We start from the raw sequence: 17952 nt of genomic DNA, 5'->3' as shown, positions 1-17952 counted from the left end.
TCAGTATGCCTTAAACTCTTATAAAATGATGCTCTATAAAGAATCTTTTCTACTCTACTTCTTTGCCTTGTGGTTCTCCCCAGTCAAATTCTTCGGACTTTTGATTAGTATCATAGTTCTTAAACATTTGGCGTAATAAGTTCTTTTGGTTTTCTTCTACTTTTAGTGCTATTGCATCTTCTTCGACAGTTAAATTAAACCTTTGATTCTCATTAAGATTCATTTCATTAATAACAACTTCGGGAATTCTAATACCATGGCTGTTTCCCCACTTTTTCAAGTTAACTTTCATCGTCATCACCCCTTCAAAGTATATATTCAAAAGAGTAAAATGTCACTCATTAAATAAGTCCCGCTTCTACATCATTCATCCACTGTTGAATTTTCTCGAGCACTTCCCGTTCTTTCGGTGGTGTGAAGACATGCCCTTCTCCCTCATAGAGATGAATCGCGTGTGGCACGTTCAGCATTTTCAATCGTTCTGCCAGTATTTCTGCGTGTTTGACGCCGACCTGCTTGTCAGCTGTACCGTGAATGATCATGACTGGCGGACTGTCTTTTCTGACATGCTTATAGCCGTTACGTCTGTCATACTCACTGTCGTTTTCTCCCGGTTTGCCTATGAGCCGTCTCATCATGCCGTGCAGGTCATGACGTTCTTCGTACATCAAGTAGATATCTGAAACACCACTGTGGATGATGTAAGACGCGGCATCGATATCTTGATACGTCAGCAGTCCTTGAATACCCCCACGGGAAAAACCGACGAGATGTACAGGTAAGTCGCCGTACTGATGCTCTAGTTCACGGACGAGCGACCGCACATCTTCTAAATCTGCGCCGCCGAACTCGTCTTTACCGTTATCGATTCTAGTGCCTCTGTAGTAAGGTGCAGCAACTAATGTATCTGGCCCTGCAAACTGCATCAGCCTGACCGGTCTGACTTGACCGACACCGCCTTTACCACCCCGAAGGTAGATAACGATGCGTTTCGGAAGATTTGCTTCCAGCAGCATTGCAGTGACGACGAATTCATCTGAATAGTAGTCAACTTCGCACAAATGCCTGTCAAAATACCAGGCATTGATCAATCGTCTATCCAGCCACATGATATCATCTCCTTCACAATATAGTTAATACAGGCGTCATCGAGCAGCCGGCTGCGGTGAACTTTAACGTCCTCCAATTGATTCACGACGACCGGTCCCCACGTTTCCATATAATCTGCTTTATCTTCGATGGAATCGATTTGTGCTAAAAAGACATCTTTCTTAAACGATGTTTCACCAAATACTGTGTATGTGGTGATGTAATCCATGGACACCGCCCGCCCACCTGTCTCTTCATACAGCTCACGATGTGCGGCGTCAAAAGTTGTTTCCCCTATCTCGCGCTTGCCGCCAGGAAACTCAATGCCGCGTATTTGATGATGTGTCAGCACGAACTGATTCTGATATAATGCTATCACCAGTACATGATCATGAACTGGCTCTTCTTTTTTTAATACGACCTGGTGCCCCAGCTGATCGATAAATTCCATACATCTATCCCCGTTCAATGCTCTATGATAAAATCAAGATAATACAACAGATGAGGTTACCATGAAAACATTCGTTTATATTATCATTATTTTATCATTAATTATGAGTGCATGTAGCAACGAGTCACCGAAACCAAGAACGAAGGACGAAACATTATCACAGATGCAGACATCCATTAAAGCCATCGACAGTCTGAGCAGTGACAGTGAAAATCAAACAACAGTTATATATAATAAATTCACAACCCGTTTCACTCAAATGACAAACAGCCAGACGAGCAGTGACAATACAGTCAACCTATCTGTGGAAGCAGACAGTAATCATTCCCGCTATCCAGTAAAAAGCTATCAGGCTTATGTCAGAAATGGCGCATTAAAAGCAAATCCTGTCCCTACTTATATCACTTACCAGGCAAGACGCGCAGACACGAAATATATCGAAACAGCAGTTGCCGATATATTTAACTTAAATCGCATACTGCAAGGCGTTGTAAAACCAGTTGCTGACAAAGTCACAATTGACAAAGACAGTATCAAATATACTGGTAATAATCAAGTGTTGAAAGAACTGTTTGAGTACGGCTTGTCATCATCCAGTCTAAATCAGGTAGAAGCATTATCAGATTTGACGGATCTTAAAGTGGCAGCTGGGGAATACACAGTAAACTATTCACCGGCAAAAGTGTATCCGAAGACTTTGTCATTCAAAGTAGAAATGACAGCGACTATTGACGAAGAACCAGTCCGCATCCAAATGGAACAGACAACGAATTATTCTGATTTCAATAAAACAACGGTCACCGACCCAACAGAATAGAGGGAACAAATGAAACGATTATTAATATCAGGCATCCAATTTTACCGTAATTACATTTCACCGATGACACCGCCAACATGCCGCTTTCAGCCGACATGCTCACAATATGGCATAGAAGCGATCGAAACTCACGGCGCATTAAAAGGAAGCTTGATGACAGCAGTCCGCATCAGCAAATGTCACCCATTTCATGCAGGCGGCTTCGATCCTGTACCACCGAAGAAAGACGAATAACTGCAGGCGCATTAAGCGCCTGCAGTTATTGTGTTTGTATATGGCCTTTAATGTCATTGTATACGTGGATTAATTTTTTATGTTCATCAAATATGAGCAGATTATATTTCATAGACTTCTTAAAGATATCTGTATGTGCTTCATTCAAGGACTGCTTAATGTCAGCATCGACTATTATTCTTTCATCTGACTGCTGTTCAATTAACGGGCTTTGCGAAAGTATTGTACTGCCATCAAAAATTTCAGGGTATTGAATAGCTATATAATACTTGTCACTGGTTTTCAGATGATGGATAGCATTCATTCCGAACTGATATTTAATATGAAATACGACTTTGTTATCAGTTGGCGACGATAATGTGAAGTTGAGTATTTTAAATCCGGGAGACATAAATGCCTGGTCAATATCTTCCGGTTGTTGAACAGGTTTCGGTACTGGTTTTTGTACTGTTTCAATTGTCTTAACTGATACTTGCTCTTCTTTGCTGCAACCGGTCAACAATAATACTCCTAATAACACGATGCATTCTCTTCTTTTCATATACATCCGCCTTTATGAGCAATTTATTTCAATATAGTCCTTGATATTGGAATCGTCAACATTAACATATAGAGATAATGATTCAGTTCGTCATCATATTATTTGTAAAAACAGCATTTACTGATCATTATTCATAATTGACTCAAATGAACTCGCGGTTTGATGCAATTATTGGTTTACGTCATTAACTTTAACCATAAAATAGAGCCTCGGACATATCAGTAGAATAACTACTAATGTCCGAGACTCTTCTTTATTTATTTAACGGAATCAAGCGCTGCTCATTTACTTGCGGAAAGCTCATTGTCAGCTGTCCGTCCTGTATCTTCTCGTTCCAGTCCGCATAATCGCCATCAAAATAAAAACCGCGCGGTGTGATGTCAGGAATGGTTCCTAATTGTTCTGCAAGCGCTGCTGTGAAATATTTACTGAGACCGTACTCGTACATGCCTCCAGCAATGATACGGATATCAGGAATTGCATCTTTAATCGTCAGCAGCGGATAACCGCCGCCGAGTCTGGAATATTTAGCGATGATCGTTTTGACACCTGCTCCGTAATATTTGATGATCTGTTCGATGCTCGAAGCTGATTCATCAATTGCTAATGGCAGACGATGATATTTTGAATAAAGGCGGATATCGCTGAATGGTTCCTCGAAATAGTCGATTTCATAATTCATACATGCTTCAAGAATCGGAACATCCGCTTCTGTCAGGCTGCCATTTGCGTCTATTGCTATTTTGATTTCAGGATACTGCTGTCGCAATGCTTTCACTTGTGATTCAATATGCGCATTCCATTTAACTTTCACACGATTACTGAATTCACCTGTATGACCCTGATGCAATGTAAAACCAAGCGGCACTGTCACCGGATTCAGTTCATTCGTACACTGCCAGCCGATATAGTCAAATAACGCAATCGTGTGCGGTGTGCTTCGATATGACGCGAGCAATGTACCGAGCTCGGCATAGTCATGCCATTCCGTCTCACTGATCTCGCTGAAAATATGCTGCACTGCGGCATGAACAGTAGCGATTGTCTCATCGTGATACCAGTTCGTGTCAAAGGCATTCGATTCAGCAAAATATGTTCTGTCGTCTACATCAAGTGAGATGACGAGTACTCTGCGATCTGTCAGTCGGGTTTTCACTGTCTGGATCGGTGTCTTAAACGGCGCGTTGAATTTATAGCACTTCAGGTTATTGAACTTCATTCATCAGCCATTCCTTTACACGGTGCCGTGAAATTTTACCGTTACTTGTCCGTTCGATATGTGCTGTACGTTTTATAATGACCGGATGCTTATATTTAGCGATGCTGTCATCAATAAGCGTGTTAATCTGTTCTTCCAAATCTTCTGCCGCTTCGTAAATCAGAGCCGGGCGCTGCCCCCACTTTTCGTCATCGACAGGAACGACTGCGCAGGCAGTAATTTCCGGCAGGGCGAGCACGACCTGTTCAATTTCACTTGGATAAATATTCTCACCGCCGGAAATAATCAAGTCACGTCTACGGTCAAGTACATAGAGATAACCGTTGCTGATTCGACCGATATCTCCTGTCATAAAGAAGCCGTCTGTAAATGATATTGCATTGGCTTCTGCCGGATAGAGGTAACCGTTCATGACGTTATCACCTCTGACTAAAATCTCTCCTGCGCCGTTCAGCGGTGCCGCGACTTTAATATCCGCTGTAACGCGTCCGACACTGTTAGGATACTTCTCAATATCTTCCGGTGTCGCCGTAATGAACTGAGAACACGTCTCTGTCATGCCGAATGACGTATAGATCGGCAAATGACGTTCCAGGCTTTTCTCAAGCGTCCGCTCGTCCATTTTAGCACCACCGATCAGCAGTCCTTGTAGTTCATGACGTTCAAGTCCGGCATCAAGCAGCCATTCAAGTGTCTGAGGAACAAGAGAAATATGTGTAATGCCTTGTTCTTTAATGGAAGTCATGATCGCCGCTTCTTCAAATTTCTCGAACAGTACAATCGTAAATCCTTCTATTACACTTCGTAACAGAATACTGAACGCTGAAATATGATAGAGCGGCAGACAAAGCAGCCACTTTGAATCCGTATCATACGGAAACGCCTGCTTGCAGCGTTCAGCGCTGGCAAAATGATTACTGTAGGTCTGCGGCACTGCCTTTTGCACGCCTGTCGTTCCAGATGTGAACATGATGGACAGAACATCTTCCGGCTCAAATGTGGTGTCTTCTGCGCCCTGTCCTTCTGAATCATTCAATAGTGACTCAGGCGAAATACAGTTAATGTTCCCATAAATACTATCAGTGATCAGAACATCCACTTGAATCGAAGATAACTGTTTGATGACTTCAGTTTCTGTCAGATGTGTATTGACCGTCACTATTTCGCGGCCCGCAAGAATCAGTCCGTGCAAAATAATGACTGATGACAAGTGATTTTTCGGTTGAATCGCAATCCGGTACGGCATGTCAAGCAGCGAAATATGGTTTCTGACTTTCGCAGCACGTTCATACAGTTCACAAAAAGACAGCTCTCCGCTGCCAGTTCTGATTGCGGTATGATGCGGTCTATTCTTTGCTTGTGTATATAACCAGTGATTCATTTATAGTGACTCCTTCATTAACAAGCTAAAAATACGCGCTGACTTCCAACTGAAAGCGCGCGTATAGTCAATTGATTATTTATGGGAATTTCGGGAACTGATCGAAGTCAGGCTGACGTTTTTCCTTGAACGCATCGCGGCCCTCTTTCGCTTCATCAGATGTATAGTAAAGAAGTGTTGCGTCTCCGGCAAACTGCTGAAGTCCAGCTAAACCGTCTGTATCTGCATTCATCGCAGCTTTCAGGAAGCGAAGTGCAGTCGGTGAGTGCTGCAGAATCTCCTTGCACCATTTCACTGTTTCATCTTCAATGTCTGCAAGAGGTACAACTGTATTAACAAGCCCCATGTCAAGAGCTTCCTGTGCATTGTACTGACGGCATAAGTACCAGATTTCACGGGCTTTCTTATGACCGACGATACGGGCAAGGTATCCAGAGCCGTAACCTGCATCAAACGATCCTACTTTAGGACCTGTCTGACCGAAACGTGCGTTGTCTGCAGCGATTGTTAAGTCACAAACAACGTGAAGCACATGACCGCCGCCGATTGCATAGCCGCGTACCATCGCAATAACTGGTTTCGGAATGACACGAATCAGACGCTGCAGATCCAGAACGTTCAGACGTGGAATGTTGTCGTCGCCGACATAACCACCGTGACCACGCACTGACTGATCGCCACCTGAACAGAACGCCAGATCTCCTTCACCAGTTAAGATGATAGCACCGATGCGCTGATCGTCACGTGCACGTGAGAATGCGTCAATCATCTCCATGACTGTGTTCGGCGTAAATGCGTTACGCACTTCCGGACGGTTGATTGTAATCTTACCGATTCCTTCAAAATATTCATATTTGATTTCTTTATATTCTTTGACTGTTTCCCATACTCTAGACATGGTTAGCCTCCTTAATGAATTCTATTACTATTGTATCAAATATCTCGGGATGTTCCACATGAATTGTATGTCCTGCCGGTAATTTAATATGCCGGCTGTTGGGCAGCAGACGATGCATCCGACTGTTCAACTGTTCAAACTTTTTGTCCAATGTGCCTGTCAGAAGAAGCACTGGTTTATGATACTGCTGCAATCGGTGCCAGAGAGCAGGCTGAGAACCAGTGCCGTAGTCCTGCAGCGCCTTCTTCAAACCTTCAGGATGCTGGCGTCGTCTCATCTCATCCAGCTTTATCTTCGCATCTTCCGGCAGCGGTTGATGCGTTTTAAACAGCGGAAGATTCGACCAGCTGGTTACGAAAGCATCATAGTCCGTGATGATTTCTATTCCTCGCTCGTCGTCTATCTTTCTTCGCTCTGCACGCGCCTCCGCGCTATCAAGTCCTGCAGAAGCACTCTCCAAAATAAGAGCGTCTATTTCATTGCTGAGTGCATAATATAGAGCTACTCTGCCTCCCATGGAATAGCCATACATAATAATTCGCTCATAATGCAGCGGTGTCAGCAATGCCTTAATCTCTCCTGCTATCCAGTCAAATGACCATGTCTGATGTCTCGTTTCACAACTCGCACCATGACCGGGCAAGTCAATCGTCATGATGTCCACATCGTGCTGTAACCGTTCGATCGCTTCATCAAACGCGTGATGGTCGCCCATAAAGCCATGCAGCATAACGAGCAGTGTCTTATTCCGCTGCGTAGTTAAATGATAGTTCAGCATGTACTGCATCCTTTACTTTCTCAGTCAGTTCCTGATGGGCGATGACATTATCCTGTCTGTTCGTCAGTATTTCAATAATATGAGCACCATCTTTAGGCAGCTGAATATTGTCGTAAGTCTCATAGCGCTGATAGTTAAAACCATATAGTTTCGCAGTGTGTTCAAAGTCAAGGTCAAGTGGCGTACCGTATAATCTTTCAAAGAGAAGCTCTTCTTTTTTTTGCGGCAGATAACTGAAAATACCACCGCCGTTATTATTCATGACGATGATCCTGATATCAAGTCCTTCCAGCTTTTTCATGATCAGACCGTTCATATCATGAAAAAATGAAATATCACCGATGACAAGGGTGACTTTTTTGTGGACTGCCATTCCCATCGCTGTTGATACAACACCATCAATGCCGTTAGCACCGCGGTTGCAGTATGGTTTAGCGAGTCCGCCGACAAAGAATGTATCACAGTCACGAATAGGCATACTGTTACCTAGAAATAACACTTCATCTGCAGCCAGCTGTCCTGCCAGTCTCGCAAAAATAGTCCCTTCATCGTTGACCGTATGAACATGCTGCTGAATGACATTTGTGACGACAGCGTTCAAGTGCGCAAAGAATTCAAACCAGCCGGGACTAAGCACCGGGCTTTCTTCAGCCAGCTGTCTGAAGCAGTCATTGGCCGTCATTTCGAGATGCATATCAGGCACAACCGGAAATGTATCCGGCTTCAACGAATTCTGCACTAAAATCTGCGGTGCTGAAACAGCCGCCAGAAAGCGATTCATTGCTTTTGATACGACAGGTTTGCCGACACGTATAATATAGCCAGGTTCAACATTTTGATAGACTTTAAACAGCGTATCACCCGTCGACAATATATACGGTGAATCCTGGTGTCTGAGATGACTTAACGGATCCGCAAACACCGGCAGATGATGAATCGCAGCAAACAATAACAGTTGAGAAAGGTCCTCATTCTGGCAGTCGCCGACAACAATCATTCCTCGGCCACGCTTTATAAACTGTCTTAACGGCTCGATATTGACCATTTTCTGATAAGTTACCTGACTCTTCGGTTCCACCTTCAAATATTCTGTCGCCGATAAATCTGGGATAAGCGGTTCACGGAACGGCATATTGAAATGAACCGGTCCACTTTCTGGTCCTGAAAAATAGCGTGATGCCTGGAGAAGCACAGCATCAACAAAATCGTGCGATGACTGAAAATCATCTGCAACCGGAAAATCTACTTCATAGTTGACGAAATTAGTGAACATACGCACTTGATTGATTGCCTGCGGTGCCCCGACATTACGCAGTTCATGAGGTCTGTCACTCGTCATAACGACCAGCGGCATTCTACTGATATAAGCTTCCGACACTGCAGGCATATAATTACTTGCCGCCGTACCTGATGTGCAAATAACTGCCACTGGTTTTTTCGTCGCTTTGATGAGACCGAGCGCGAAGAAAGCTGCACTCCGTTCGTCCGGATGAATATACGTCGTCATCTGCGGATGCACTTCGCATGCCATCGCAAGCGGTGTTGAACGCGAGCCTGGCGAGATGACTACCTCATGTACTCCGTAATCATATAGACCTTTGATTGTCTGATACACTTGTTTTGTGAGTTGTTCATTTTTCACTGTGACACCCCTAACAATTGAAGCATAGGCTTAAATTTAATTTCTGTTTCATAAAGTTCTTCTTCAGGACGGCTGTCCTGGACGATACCGCACCCAGCATAGAGCACTGCCTCATTACCAGCCAGCACCATGGAACGGATGGCGACGACAAACTCGCCGTCCATCTGAGCATCGATATAACCGATCGGCGCACCGTAAAATCCTCTGTTCCCCTCAACCTGCTGAATAAACTCAGCTGCTTCTGCTTTCGGAAATCCGCCGAGGGCAGGTGTCGGATGCATCGCCTGGGTCAGCGTCAGTATATCGCTGTTTTTAATAGTGCCGCTAATCGGCGTGTAAAGATGATAGAAATAACGGTTTGATAGAATGTCAGGAGCTGCAGGAACAGTCAGCTCTGAAGTATAAGGTTTCAGATCATCTTCAATACTTCCGACGACAATCTGATGTTCCTTTAAATTTTTATGATCGCGCAGCAGCCGTTCTTTCGCGTCTGCAAATTTTGCGCTCATCGTTCCTGCAATCGCATTGGTCGCCAAATGATTTCCTGTCACTTTGACCAGCTGTTCAGGCGTCCGCGAGACATAAGTACGAGCGCCATGTTCAAGCAGCACAAAATAGCTGTGCTCGTGGTCATGGAATCCGCGTCTGATTAATGTACTGTTATCAATGGCAGATGCGAGGAGTACTTTTTTACGTCTGGACAGCACGACTTTTGACAGCAGACCATTCGACATATCACCGACTGCCCTGCGGACATTGGCAAGAAACAATTCTTCATTCACATTATGATGTTCGACTACTTGCGGCAGCTGAGCCGTAGCTATTGTACGGTCTAGCTTTGACAGAAAGTCTTCCACTGCAGACGTTTCCATATTGGTGAATGACAGATAATAACACTTATCTTTAAACAGCACCTGAATCTTCGGCCATATAAAATGGCTGTGACCGAATCCTTCAAAATCTGCATTGTTCCCTTCGTCAAACTGAAAGCCACCGAATAATCTGATTAAATTAGGTGAAATTCCAGTAACAGTACATGACTCAAGCATTTTATTAAAGACTTGAGTGACATAGCTCGGCGAGCGATGATTGACATTGATCAGCTTCTCAACGCCGAGACCGAGCAGCCATTCGTCCTTTTCCTTTGTCATAAAGAAATAGCGTGACCCCGCATATTCCTGATATAAATTAAATAACTGATACGGTAGGATTTCTTTATCCCACTGTATCTGATAGATAGTCCTTCTGGATGTATAGTCCTCCATCATTTCACTTTCAGCTTCTTTCAATTCACTATTATATACATATATAGTTTACCACTTTTTCAGCAGAAGTGGATATGATGCACTCGTCATTGACTACTATTTGAAATAAGCATAAAATACAATCTGTAAATGAACGAATAGGAGATTACATATGTCAGAACATTTAACAGCACAAACGGGTTTAAAAAAATATTATCATCTGATGCGGCCGCATACATTGACTGCTGCATTCGTTCCTGTTCTGGTCGGCACAGCAGCTGCCCGGACTTTCGGTCACATCCGTTTAGATCTGCTCATTGTCATGTTGATTGCCTGCCTTCTGATACAGGCTGCGACCAATATGTTTAATGAGTACTTCGACTACAAGCGCGGACTTGACGACCATACATCAGTCGGTATCGGCGGCGCCATCGTACGGAACGGGATGTCGCCGCGTGCAGTATATAATCTGGCTATTGCGTTTTATGTCATTGCCGCTATTCTCGGATTGTATATTTGTGCGAATTCGTCATGGTGGATACTTGTCGTCGGGATAATCTGTATGGCAGTCGGCTACCTGTATACCGGCGGACCTGTCCCGATATCATGGACACCATTCGGAGAAGTATTTGCCGGTTTCTTCATGGGATTTGTCATCATTATGATCACTTTCTTCATCCAGACCGGCCACGTCCACTGGTATCCAGCATTAATGAGCATTCCTATCTCTATCAATATCGGGATGATCAATATGGCTAACAATATCCGTGACCGCGTGAAAGATAAAGCAAGCGGCCGCAAGACATACGTGATTCTTGTCGGTAAAAGAATCGCCATTATGACAATGGCTATCCTTTACTTCATCAGCTTTGCGGTGATTATTTACATCGCGTTCACGAAACTCTACGGCTCACTGTTCCTGCTGCTTGTCCTGGTAAGTGCGAACCTACCGATCAAAGCAGTCAACAGATTCTTGAAAGGCGACAAACCCCTTGAACTGATGCCTGCGATGAAAGTGACCGGTCAGTTCAATACGCTGTTCGGGTTCCTCTTAGCTATCGCATTATACTTTATGGCGATACTAGCAATATAAAAAAATTCACAAGGAATCATTTCCTTGTGAATTTTTTTTATTATTAGCTATTAAACGTATCTGAAATATTCATCAACGCGTGCTGCTACTTCCGCAGCTTCTTCCGGTGTCACATCATTTGCTACACCTGAACGGTTCAAGTCAATCGTGTAAGTATTGTCATCATACGCTACAATCACTTGCTCCCCTTCAGCATGAATAGATTTTGGTTTCACTTCTGCGACTTTGTCATCCTCGTAATTCTCACGGTAATCAGCACCAAATTGTCCCACTTTCAGTTCAGCATACTGCACTAATTTATCAATATTAGCCATTTCAAACACCCCTTTTGTCGTTATATTTTGTGTATCGGCATTTTCATTCTAATAAACTCCGTGATTTCAGGCAAGTCATCACGCTTCAGATTTCTTACAGTAAAGTTCTTTGTACCCAAATTCTTACGTTTCACTCTTAAGAACAATGACCCGTATAGTTCATCTTTATTGTCACTATTGACACGATCAAAATCAATCGTATCAATCTCTTTATATTTAATCTGATTAAAGTGAACTAATTTTGTCTTCTCTTTACTATGCACAAGTATAGCGCGATCATCGAGCAGAAGAATAACGCCTTGCTGATTTAAGTTCAGCGCGCTGTATGATGCATAGTGAACATATTCATGGTTATTGATTTCAGTACAGAATACTTTCAGAAGTTTGATAAAAAAACGTCTATCAGCTTTTTTGATCTTTTTGAATGCCTTAGAAAACTTCTTATATTTAATTGGATAATTAATCTGTTCCAGGACGTCTCTGGTGGATTGTTTCTTCTTTACCATAGTAACCTCATTTAACTATTTTATAATATTATAATACCCGTTTCTAATAAAAACAAAAAAAGATAAAACCAAGAAATTCGAGATTTTATCTTTGGAAATGAAATTGATATATTAAACGGAGGGCAAGGGATTCGAACCCTCGAAACGCTTGTGGCGTTTACACACTTTCCAGGCGTGCTCCTTCGGCCAGCTCGGACAACCCTCCATATTAAAAAATCAGAAGCGATATTTCACCTCTGATATATGACCCCTACGGGATTCGAACCCGTGTTACCGCCGTGAAAGGGCGGTGTCTTAACCGCTTGACCAAGGGGCCTGGCTCCACAGGTAGGACTCGAACCTACGACCGATCGGTTAACAGCCGATAGCTCTACCACTGAGCTACTGTGGAAAAATAATGGAGCGGGTGATCGGAATCGAACCGACATCATCAGCTTGGAAGGCTGAGGTTTTACCACTAAACTACACCCGCATCGAGGGCGACTGATGGGAATCGAACCCACGAATGCCGGAACCACAATCCGGTGCGTTAACCACTTCGCCACAATCGCCATAGAAAAAGATGGCTCAGGACGGAATCGAACCGCCGACACATGGATTTTCAATCCATTGCTCTACCGACTGAGCTACTGAGCCAAAAAAAAAGCGGTCCCGACCGGGATCGAACCGGCGATCTCCTGCGTGACAGGCAGGCATGTTAACCGCTACACCACGGGACCTTAGTTGCGGGAGGCGGATTTGAACCACCGACCTTCGGGTTATGAGCCCGACGAGCTACCAGACTGCTCCATCCCGCGCCAATAAAAAGTACTTTTCTAATATATCATTTTCGACTCGTACCAGTCAACGATTAAAAAGTGTAAATGGTGACCCCTACGGGATTCGAACCCGTGTTACCGCCGTGAAAGGGCGGTGTCTTAACCGCTTGACCAAGGGGCCGAATTTAAGGACTTTTTTAGTATATAAATAATCAGTAAAGACGTCAACACCTTATTTATATACTGTTTTTATTATTTGAATGGATATCTTTTATTTGATTGCAGGAAACAAAAAAACCATCACGCACGTGATGGTTTAAGATAACGGAGATGGAGAGATTTGAACTCTCGCGCCGGTCACCCGACCTACACCCTTAGCAGGGGCGCCTCTTCAGCCACTTGAGTACATCTCCATGGCTCCACAGGTAGGACTCGAACCTACGACCGATCGGTTAACAGCCGATAGCTCTACCACTGAGCTACTGTGGATCAGTTTTTAATGAACAAATATTATTATATCAACTCCACCTAATATTACAAGGTTTTTCAGTAAAATTTTTTATGGAACATTTACACTTGCCGTTCAAGAAGTGCATACATGGCTAATACTTCATATATATTAGTGCATGCCTGCTTAAAATCAATATCCTGACTTTTGACCTTATCATTTTTTATAGCCTTAGTTCTTAAGCAATATTCCAATTTAACAGCGTGCAGGTACTGGGTATTGATAATATGGTAGCTGGTCGGCACAACTACCATACTCTCATCATCAAAGAAAATTTCCGTATCATTGTATTTACCTCGCCGGTAGTACTTGATCATACTCAAATTAAACCAGTGCATTTCTTTGATGCGGTCACTATGCGTCGGAAAGAAATAAGTTCCTGTTTCCGGCTTCAGCACAATCGGCGGCTTCTGACAAATATCAGCGACAATTCTCGTCGTCTCTTTTCTTGCTGAGTAGGTTGTGTTATAGAAATGGCATGACTGTTCTATCAGTGTCAGCGGTTTCTGTTTGATGATAAATGTCGGTTTGTTATATTCTTTGACTTCTGAATAAATCTTGTTATCAATTGATACTGGTTTGATATACATGGTTGTCTCACGAATAATATATCGAAAGCTTGCCATATAGCCCTCCAAGATGTAGTTGTAGTACGTTAATTATAAAATAAAATGTTATATTTTAGTTAACATTTTAGCTAATTTTACAAATTTTACAGCGCTTTAAAACTATCATGTAAAATTACAATATTTTATATATTAATATTCTGAATATTCATTGAATTTTGGGTATAATTAATTTATACTGATACAAATCATATTGAGGAGGGATTTCCATGAACCAGTATCCACAAGTTAAACAAAATGGACTTGAAACATTTGTCAGCAATTTGAACAATCTATATATCGAACTTCTGATTGATGACGTGCTGAGAACTCAGAAGAAAGCAGAATACCACCAGCTGATTGACCAGTCGTTACTAAATCGCGATGAAGCAGCCTTCCTAACTTATACTGAAGCTTTAAAAGAGCTGGAGGAAATGTAAATTGAACAGTCATTATAATCACTATATATAAAAAAGATGTTACTCACTTCTACCGGAAATGAATAACATCTTTTTTATTATGACAATAAACTTAAAAACTCTTCTTCAGTGACTCTGCCGAAATAATGTGCAAAGTCAATCTCGCGAAGCTGGTCAGCAATCGTCTGCTTTTGATGGGCAGCACCAACCAACCGCTGTTCAATATCAGCGATCTCACCGACTCCAAAGAAATCTCCATAGATTCTTATGTCTTCGATGATTCCTTTTTTAACATTCATCTTCAGTTCCAGTAGTCCTCCTGGGAACTTCTGCCGCACTTCGTAGTTATACTGAGGATTCTTTCCGTAGTTCCATTCAAACGTCTGATACTTCTCTCTGCTTAATTGATGAATAGCAGCCCAGTCCTCATCAGTCAGCACATATTCTTCTACATTGCCTTGAAAAATATGGTTCAATAAGTGCTGCTTGAAGTCTTCTATCGTAATCGGTTCATCGAGGAACTCTGATATATTTGCGACACGTGAACGGATAGACCGAATGCCTTTCGTAATCAGTTTCTCTTCTTTAACGGTCAGACTGCGTACAACTTCTTCAATATCGCTGTTCAGCATCAGCGTACCGTGCGAGAACATTCTATCTTTAGTCTGAAACATCGCATTGCCTGATATTTTACGCTCGCCGACCTGCAGATCATTGCGGCCCGACAGTTCGGCTGCCACTCCCATTTCATTCAATGCTTCAACAATAGGCATCGTAAATCGTTTGAAATTATGAAAACTATCTTCATCTGCCTTCGTCACAAAGCTGAAGTTCAAGTTACCGAGATCATGGTAGACAGCGCCTCCACCTGAAATACGACGAATAACATGAATATGGTGTTCATCCACATAAGCCTGATTGACTTCTGCGTAAGTGTTCTGGTTTTTACCGATAATGATGGACGGTTCGTTGATATAAAACAGAAAATATGAATCGTCTGTCAGGTTTGTCAGAACATACTCTTCCATTGCCAGGTTAATTGCAGGATCAGTGATGTTATTATTACTTATAAATTTCATAGTCATCCTCCAGAGCGTGATAGTCATGCAAATAGGAATTTGTATTAATGATGATTTAATTCAACGGCTAAGGCTGTCGCTGCTTCTTTCCCCTGCTTGACACAGTCTGGAAGACCGACCGCTTCAAATGAAGCTCCAGCAAGCCATAATCCCGGGTATTGTTTCTCTACATACTCTCTTACCACTTTCACACGGTCAATATGCCCGACTTCATACTGCGGCATACTTTGCATCAGTCGTGTAACAATAGTGAATTCAGGCTCACCTTTAATGTGCATCATTTTATCAAGGTCATGTCTCGCAAGCTTAACAAGTTCTTCGTCAGAGTGGTTTTTCACCACATTATCCCCTGGTCTACCGACATAGGCGCGGAGCAGCACTTTGCCAGCTGGTGCTGAATGAGCCCATTTTTTATCGGTCCATGTACATGCAGTGATCACAGTATCTGAATTACGGGCAATCACAAAACCTGTGCCGTTCTCTTCATTGTTCACCTGATTTTCGTCAAATGCCATGACAACAGTGGCAACGCTAGTAGCAGCCATATGTTTGAAATAACGCAGCGGCGCATCAATAAACCACTTGCTGAACACCGTATGAGGCACCGCGATAATCACTCCATCATAGTGTTTTTCAACATCATTCACCATCACCGCGTACTGATTGTTACGGTATTCGATGCCTGTGACCGCACTTTGGTAATGAATAGCTGCACCTTGGGCTGTCACTGTTTCTGCCAGTTTATCGATGAAGCTCTGCAGACCGTTAAGGAACTGCCGGAACTGTCCTTTTGGTTTGCCTGTAGATTTTGGTGCACTGCTTTTTTGGATACGCATACCTTTAATCAGGCTGCCGTGCTTCTCTTCCTGCTCCTTGAAATTCGGAAATGTCGATTTCAGACTCAGCTTGTCAATATCTGCACCGTAAATACCTGACAGCAGCGGCTCGATTAAATTCTCAAGTGCTTCATTGCCAAGGCGTTTCCGAAAGAATGCGCCGACTGACACGTCTGTCGTCATTTCTTTCGGCTTGATGAAATAATCCATTCCCACGCGAAGTTTACCTGCCGGTGACAGCAGACCAGTCTTTATAAAAGGTTTCAGCTCAGTCGGGATGCCCATGACTGAGCCGCTAGGCATCGGGAACAGCTGATTACGTGCATAAATATAAGACTGACCTGTGTTATTCGTCACCAGTTCATCTGCCATGCCGAGTTCTTCAGCAAGCTCTGTCATAATCGTTTTGCGGGCTAAATATGACTCAGGACCGAGCTCAATCGTATAGCCGTCACGCTGATAGGTCTTAATCTTGCCCCCTGGGCGTTTTGATTGTTCAATGATGTCAATTTGAGCGTCACTTTGCTGCTGCAGATAATATGCCGCTGATAAGCCGGTAATTCCTGCCCCGATGACTGCTACTTTTTTCATGAGAGGTCACTTCATTTCCTGTGTTTTGAGTACTGAGTTGATTTCATCGACCATGGATTCAATGAACAATTGGTGTGTATCAGGCATTGCTGGCCGGTGGTATACTGCACCGACTTCATGACAGACATTTTTGCATTCAACATCATTATCATACAGCACTTCTAAATGTTCACAGACGAAACCGACTGGTGTATAGATGAAATGTTTATATCCATGCTGACGGTATAATTCACGGGTTAGATCCTGGACATCCGGTCCCAGCCATGGGTCAGGTGTGTTACCTTCTGACTGCCAGCCAATTGCTACATTTCTGATCTGCGAGACATCACTGATTAACCGTGCTGTATCTGTCAACTGATCAGGATACGGGTCACCCTTCTCTTTAATCTTCTCCGGCAGACTGTGTGCACTGACGATGAGAACAGTCTCATTTAATTCATCGTCCGGAATTGATTTCAATGTATCGTCCACTTGGTTGCGCCAGAATGTAATGAACTTCTGCTGACGGTAAAAGTCTTTGACGTGTGTTAGTTTAATACCATATTTAGATGCTTCTTCTGCTGCACGTTCATTATATGAGGCAACAGAGAACGTTGAATAATGAGGAGCGAGAACAATCGTCACCGCTTCTTCAATACCGTCATCGTGCATCTGTTTCACTGCATCCTCGATGAACGGTGCAATATGTTTAAGACCGATGTAAAGAACATATTCAAAGTCCTTACTCTGTTTGTTCAACGCATCGCGCAGTGCTTCAGCCTGACGTTCTGTTGTGCCGGCGAGCGGGGAGATGCCGCCGATTGCTTTGTAGCGGTCTTTTAAGTCCTGAAGACTTTCTTCGGATGGTTTTCTGCCGTGTCTGATATGTGTGTAATACGGTTCAATATCTTCTTCTTTGTAAGGCGTGCCGTACGCCATTACTAGTAATCCTCTTTTTTTCATTACATAA

20 protein-coding genes and 11 tRNA genes are annotated in these 17952 nt (G+C 43.1%); 4 read left to right on the top strand and 27 right to left on the bottom strand.

All coding sequences use genetic code 11. The annotated features are described in order from the left end of the window. Positions 1-49: 49 nt before the first annotated feature. The 3 genes from ERX29_RS08665 to ERX29_RS08655 are packed head-to-tail and all read right to left on the bottom strand — an operon-like array spanning position 50 to position 1540. Complete coding sequence (locus ERX29_RS08665) at positions 50-292, bottom strand: AbrB/MazE/SpoVT family DNA-binding domain-containing protein (protein WP_133444290.1); 243 nt, start codon at positions 290-292, stop codon at positions 50-52. A 49-nt stretch (positions 293-341) separates the two neighbouring features. Further along, entirely contained in the window at positions 342-1109 is a 768-nt protein-coding gene (locus ERX29_RS08660) for an alpha/beta hydrolase family protein (protein ID WP_133444289.1), read from the bottom strand. Then, complete coding sequence (locus ERX29_RS08655; protein WP_133444288.1) at positions 1088-1540, bottom strand: NUDIX domain-containing protein; 453 nt, start codon at positions 1538-1540, stop codon at positions 1088-1090. The genes ERX29_RS08660 and ERX29_RS08655 overlap by 22 nt, the downstream gene beginning before the upstream one ends. Before the next feature lie 61 nt (positions 1541-1601). On the opposite strand from ERX29_RS08655, the gene ERX29_RS08650 reads away from it, so the two are divergent. Both ERX29_RS08650 and yidD read left to right on the top strand, forming a co-directional pair. After that, a complete protein-coding gene (locus ERX29_RS08650; RefSeq protein ID WP_133444287.1) occupies positions 1602-2357 on the top strand; it encodes a hypothetical protein in 756 nt (251 codons plus the stop codon). 9 nt (positions 2358-2366) lie between these two features. Beyond that, on the top strand, positions 2367-2591 hold the full coding sequence (gene yidD / locus ERX29_RS08645) for a membrane protein insertion efficiency factor YidD (RefSeq protein ID WP_133444286.1): 225 nt from the start codon (positions 2367-2369) through the stop codon (positions 2589-2591). 25 nt (positions 2592-2616) lie between these two features. Here the strand turns inward: yidD and ERX29_RS08640 are convergent, their stop codons facing one another. The 7 genes from ERX29_RS08640 to ERX29_RS08610 all read right to left on the bottom strand — a co-directional run bounded on the left by ERX29_RS08640 (position 2617) and on the right by ERX29_RS08610 (position 10339). Beyond that, positions 2617-3132, bottom strand: a complete 516-nt coding sequence (locus ERX29_RS08640; protein WP_133444285.1) for a hypothetical protein — start codon at positions 3130-3132, stop codon at positions 2617-2619. A 253-nt stretch (positions 3133-3385) separates the two neighbouring features. After that, positions 3386-4351 (bottom strand): enolase C-terminal domain-like protein, encoded by a 966-nt coding sequence (locus ERX29_RS08635; RefSeq protein ID WP_133444284.1) that lies wholly within the window; start codon positions 4349-4351, stop codon positions 3386-3388. Then, positions 4338-5732: an o-succinylbenzoate--CoA ligase gene (menE, locus tag ERX29_RS08630; RefSeq protein ID WP_133444283.1), complete on the bottom strand. Its 1395-nt coding sequence runs from the start codon at positions 5730-5732 to the stop codon at positions 4338-4340. The genes ERX29_RS08635 and menE overlap by 14 nt, the downstream gene beginning before the upstream one ends. Positions 5733-5811: 79 nt before the next feature. Beyond that, positions 5812-6630 (bottom strand): 1,4-dihydroxy-2-naphthoyl-CoA synthase, encoded by an 819-nt coding sequence (menB, locus tag ERX29_RS08625; protein ID WP_133444282.1) that lies wholly within the window; start codon positions 6628-6630, stop codon positions 5812-5814. Next, positions 6623-7408 carry a 2-succinyl-6-hydroxy-2,4-cyclohexadiene-1-carboxylate synthase gene (gene menH / locus ERX29_RS08620; protein WP_165981118.1) on the bottom strand — a complete coding sequence of 262 codons (786 nt, stop codon included), beginning with the start codon at positions 7406-7408 and terminating at the stop codon, positions 6623-6625. Before menH ends, menB begins: the two co-directional genes overlap by 8 nt. Next, the gene (gene menD, locus ERX29_RS08615) at positions 7374-9050 is read right to left on the bottom strand and encodes a 2-succinyl-5-enolpyruvyl-6-hydroxy-3-cyclohexene-1-carboxylic-acid synthase (RefSeq protein ID WP_243720018.1); all 1677 of its coding nucleotides are present in this window, start codon (positions 9048-9050) and stop codon (positions 7374-7376) included. Before menD ends, menH begins: the two co-directional genes overlap by 35 nt. Beyond that, positions 9047-10339 (bottom strand): isochorismate synthase, encoded by a 1293-nt coding sequence (locus ERX29_RS08610; protein ID WP_133444279.1) that lies wholly within the window; start codon positions 10337-10339, stop codon positions 9047-9049. Before ERX29_RS08610 ends, menD begins: the two co-directional genes overlap by 4 nt. 127 nt (positions 10340-10466) lie before the next feature. On the opposite strand from ERX29_RS08610, the gene ERX29_RS08605 reads away from it, so the two are divergent. Further along, complete coding sequence (locus ERX29_RS08605; RefSeq protein WP_133444278.1) at positions 10467-11387, top strand: 1,4-dihydroxy-2-naphthoate polyprenyltransferase; 921 nt, start codon at positions 10467-10469, stop codon at positions 11385-11387. Between the two features lie 50 nt (positions 11388-11437). On the opposite strand, the gene ERX29_RS08600 is transcribed toward ERX29_RS08605, so the two are convergent. The 14 genes from ERX29_RS08600 to ERX29_RS08535 all read right to left on the bottom strand — a co-directional run bounded on the left by ERX29_RS08600 (position 11438) and on the right by ERX29_RS08535 (position 14099). Then, positions 11438-11701 carry a hypothetical protein gene (locus ERX29_RS08600; protein ID WP_133444277.1) on the bottom strand — a complete coding sequence of 88 codons (264 nt, stop codon included), beginning with the start codon at positions 11699-11701 and terminating at the stop codon, positions 11438-11440. Positions 11702-11721: 20 nt separating this feature from the next. Then, positions 11722-12207 carry a PH domain-containing protein gene (locus tag ERX29_RS08595; protein ID WP_133444276.1) on the bottom strand — a complete coding sequence of 162 codons (486 nt, stop codon included), beginning with the start codon at positions 12205-12207 and terminating at the stop codon, positions 11722-11724. A gap of 116 nt (positions 12208-12323) precedes the next feature. Then, positions 12324-12412, bottom strand: a tRNA-Ser gene (locus tag ERX29_RS08590). Between the two features lie 39 nt (positions 12413-12451). After that, positions 12452-12523, bottom strand: a tRNA-Glu gene (locus ERX29_RS08585). Next, positions 12524-12598, bottom strand: a tRNA-Asn gene (locus tag ERX29_RS08580). It abuts the tRNA gene before it with no gap. A 7-nt stretch (positions 12599-12605) separates the two neighbouring features. Next, a tRNA-Gly gene (locus ERX29_RS08575) sits at positions 12606-12679 on the bottom strand. A 6-nt stretch (positions 12680-12685) separates the two neighbouring features. Continuing rightward, a tRNA-His gene (locus tag ERX29_RS08570) sits at positions 12686-12758 on the bottom strand. Positions 12759-12770: 12 nt separating this feature from the next. Then, positions 12771-12843: transfer RNA gene (locus tag ERX29_RS08565), tRNA-Phe, on the bottom strand. Positions 12844-12853: 10 nt separating this feature from the next. Beyond that, positions 12854-12926 (bottom strand) — tRNA-Asp (locus ERX29_RS08560). 4 nt (positions 12927-12930) lie between these two features. Continuing rightward, positions 12931-13004 (bottom strand) — tRNA-Met (locus ERX29_RS08555). Positions 13005-13071: 67 nt separating this feature from the next. After that, positions 13072-13146 (bottom strand) — tRNA-Glu (locus tag ERX29_RS08550). Positions 13147-13290: 144 nt separating this feature from the next. Next, positions 13291-13378 (bottom strand) — tRNA-Ser (locus tag ERX29_RS08545). A 1-nt stretch (position 13379) separates the two neighbouring features. Continuing rightward, positions 13380-13454: transfer RNA gene (locus ERX29_RS08540), tRNA-Asn, on the bottom strand. An 81-nt stretch (positions 13455-13535) separates the two neighbouring features. Next, positions 13536-14099 (bottom strand): competence protein ComK, encoded by a 564-nt coding sequence (locus ERX29_RS08535; protein ID WP_133444275.1) that lies wholly within the window; start codon positions 14097-14099, stop codon positions 13536-13538. A gap of 209 nt (positions 14100-14308) precedes the next feature. Between ERX29_RS08535 and ERX29_RS08530 the strand changes: the two genes are divergently transcribed. Further along, positions 14309-14518: an IDEAL domain-containing protein gene (locus ERX29_RS08530; RefSeq protein WP_133444274.1), complete on the top strand. Its 210-nt coding sequence runs from the start codon at positions 14309-14311 to the stop codon at positions 14516-14518. Positions 14519-14595: 77 nt separating this feature from the next. Here the strand turns inward: ERX29_RS08530 and lplA are convergent, their stop codons facing one another. From lplA to hemH, 3 genes are read right to left on the bottom strand one after another with little or no spacing between them, the layout of a single operon-like run. After that, a complete protein-coding gene (gene lplA, locus ERX29_RS08525) occupies positions 14596-15576 on the bottom strand; it encodes a lipoate--protein ligase (protein ID WP_133444273.1) in 981 nt (326 codons plus the stop codon). 44 nt (positions 15577-15620) lie between these two features. Next, positions 15621-17003: a protoporphyrinogen oxidase gene (gene hemY, locus ERX29_RS08520; protein WP_133444272.1), complete on the bottom strand. Its 1383-nt coding sequence runs from the start codon at positions 17001-17003 to the stop codon at positions 15621-15623. Between the two features lie 6 nt (positions 17004-17009). Then, a complete protein-coding gene (gene hemH / locus ERX29_RS08515) occupies positions 17010-17945 on the bottom strand; it encodes a ferrochelatase (RefSeq protein ID WP_133444271.1) in 936 nt (311 codons plus the stop codon). Positions 17946-17952 lie beyond the last annotated feature (7 nt).

Origin of the sequence: Macrococcus lamae (assembly GCF_004359545.1) — a bacterium.
GTDB classification, from domain to species: domain Bacteria; phylum Bacillota; class Bacilli; order Staphylococcales; family Staphylococcaceae; genus Macrococcus; species Macrococcus lamae.
The sequence above is the reverse complement of the archived record's forward strand: the minus strand, read 5'-3'. Positions and strand labels throughout refer to the sequence as shown.

Bases quoted from the DNA above. Each gene is read 5' to 3' on its own strand.
- ERX29_RS08665 (WP_133444290.1), bottom strand. From the start codon at position 292: ATGAAAGTTAACTTGAAAAAGTGGGGAAACAGCCATGGTATTAGAATT.
- ERX29_RS08660 (WP_133444289.1), bottom strand. From the start codon at position 1,109: ATGTGGCTGGATAGACGATTGATCAATGCCTGGTATTTTGACAGGCAT.
- ERX29_RS08655 (WP_133444288.1), bottom strand. From the start codon at position 1,540: ATGGAATTTATCGATCAGCTGGGGCACCAGGTCGTATTAAAAAAAGAA.
- ERX29_RS08650 (WP_133444287.1), top strand. From the start codon at position 1,602: ATGAAAACATTCGTTTATATTATCATTATTTTATCATTAATTATGAGT.
- yidD (WP_133444286.1), top strand. From the start codon at position 2,367: ATGAAACGATTATTAATATCAGGCATCCAATTTTACCGTAATTACATT.
- ERX29_RS08640 (WP_133444285.1), bottom strand. From the start codon at position 3,132: ATGAAAAGAAGAGAATGCATCGTGTTATTAGGAGTATTATTGTTGACC.
- ERX29_RS08635 (WP_133444284.1), bottom strand. From the start codon at position 4,351: ATGAAGTTCAATAACCTGAAGTGCTATAAATTCAACGCGCCGTTTAAG.
- menE (WP_133444283.1), bottom strand. From the start codon at position 5,732: ATGAATCACTGGTTATATACACAAGCAAAGAATAGACCGCATCATACC.
- menB (WP_133444282.1), bottom strand. From the start codon at position 6,630: ATGTCTAGAGTATGGGAAACAGTCAAAGAATATAAAGAAATCAAATAT.
- menH (WP_165981118.1), bottom strand. From the start codon at position 7,408: ATGCTGAACTATCATTTAACTACGCAGCGGAATAAGACACTGCTCGTT.
- ERX29_RS08605 (WP_133444278.1), top strand. From the start codon at position 10,467: ATGTCAGAACATTTAACAGCACAAACGGGTTTAAAAAAATATTATCAT.
- ERX29_RS08600 (WP_133444277.1), bottom strand. From the start codon at position 11,701: ATGGCTAATATTGATAAATTAGTGCAGTATGCTGAACTGAAAGTGGGA.
- ERX29_RS08595 (WP_133444276.1), bottom strand. From the start codon at position 12,207: ATGGTAAAGAAGAAACAATCCACCAGAGACGTCCTGGAACAGATTAAT.
- ERX29_RS08535 (WP_133444275.1), bottom strand. From the start codon at position 14,099: ATGGCAAGCTTTCGATATATTATTCGTGAGACAACCATGTATATCAAA.
- ERX29_RS08530 (WP_133444274.1), top strand. From the start codon at position 14,309: ATGAACCAGTATCCACAAGTTAAACAAAATGGACTTGAAACATTTGTC.
- lplA (WP_133444273.1), bottom strand. From the start codon at position 15,576: ATGAAATTTATAAGTAATAATAACATCACTGATCCTGCAATTAACCTG.
- hemY (WP_133444272.1), bottom strand. From the start codon at position 17,003: ATGAAAAAAGTAGCAGTCATCGGGGCAGGAATTACCGGCTTATCAGCG.
- hemH (WP_133444271.1), bottom strand. From the start codon at position 17,945: ATGAAAAAAAGAGGATTACTAGTAATGGCGTACGGCACGCCTTACAAA.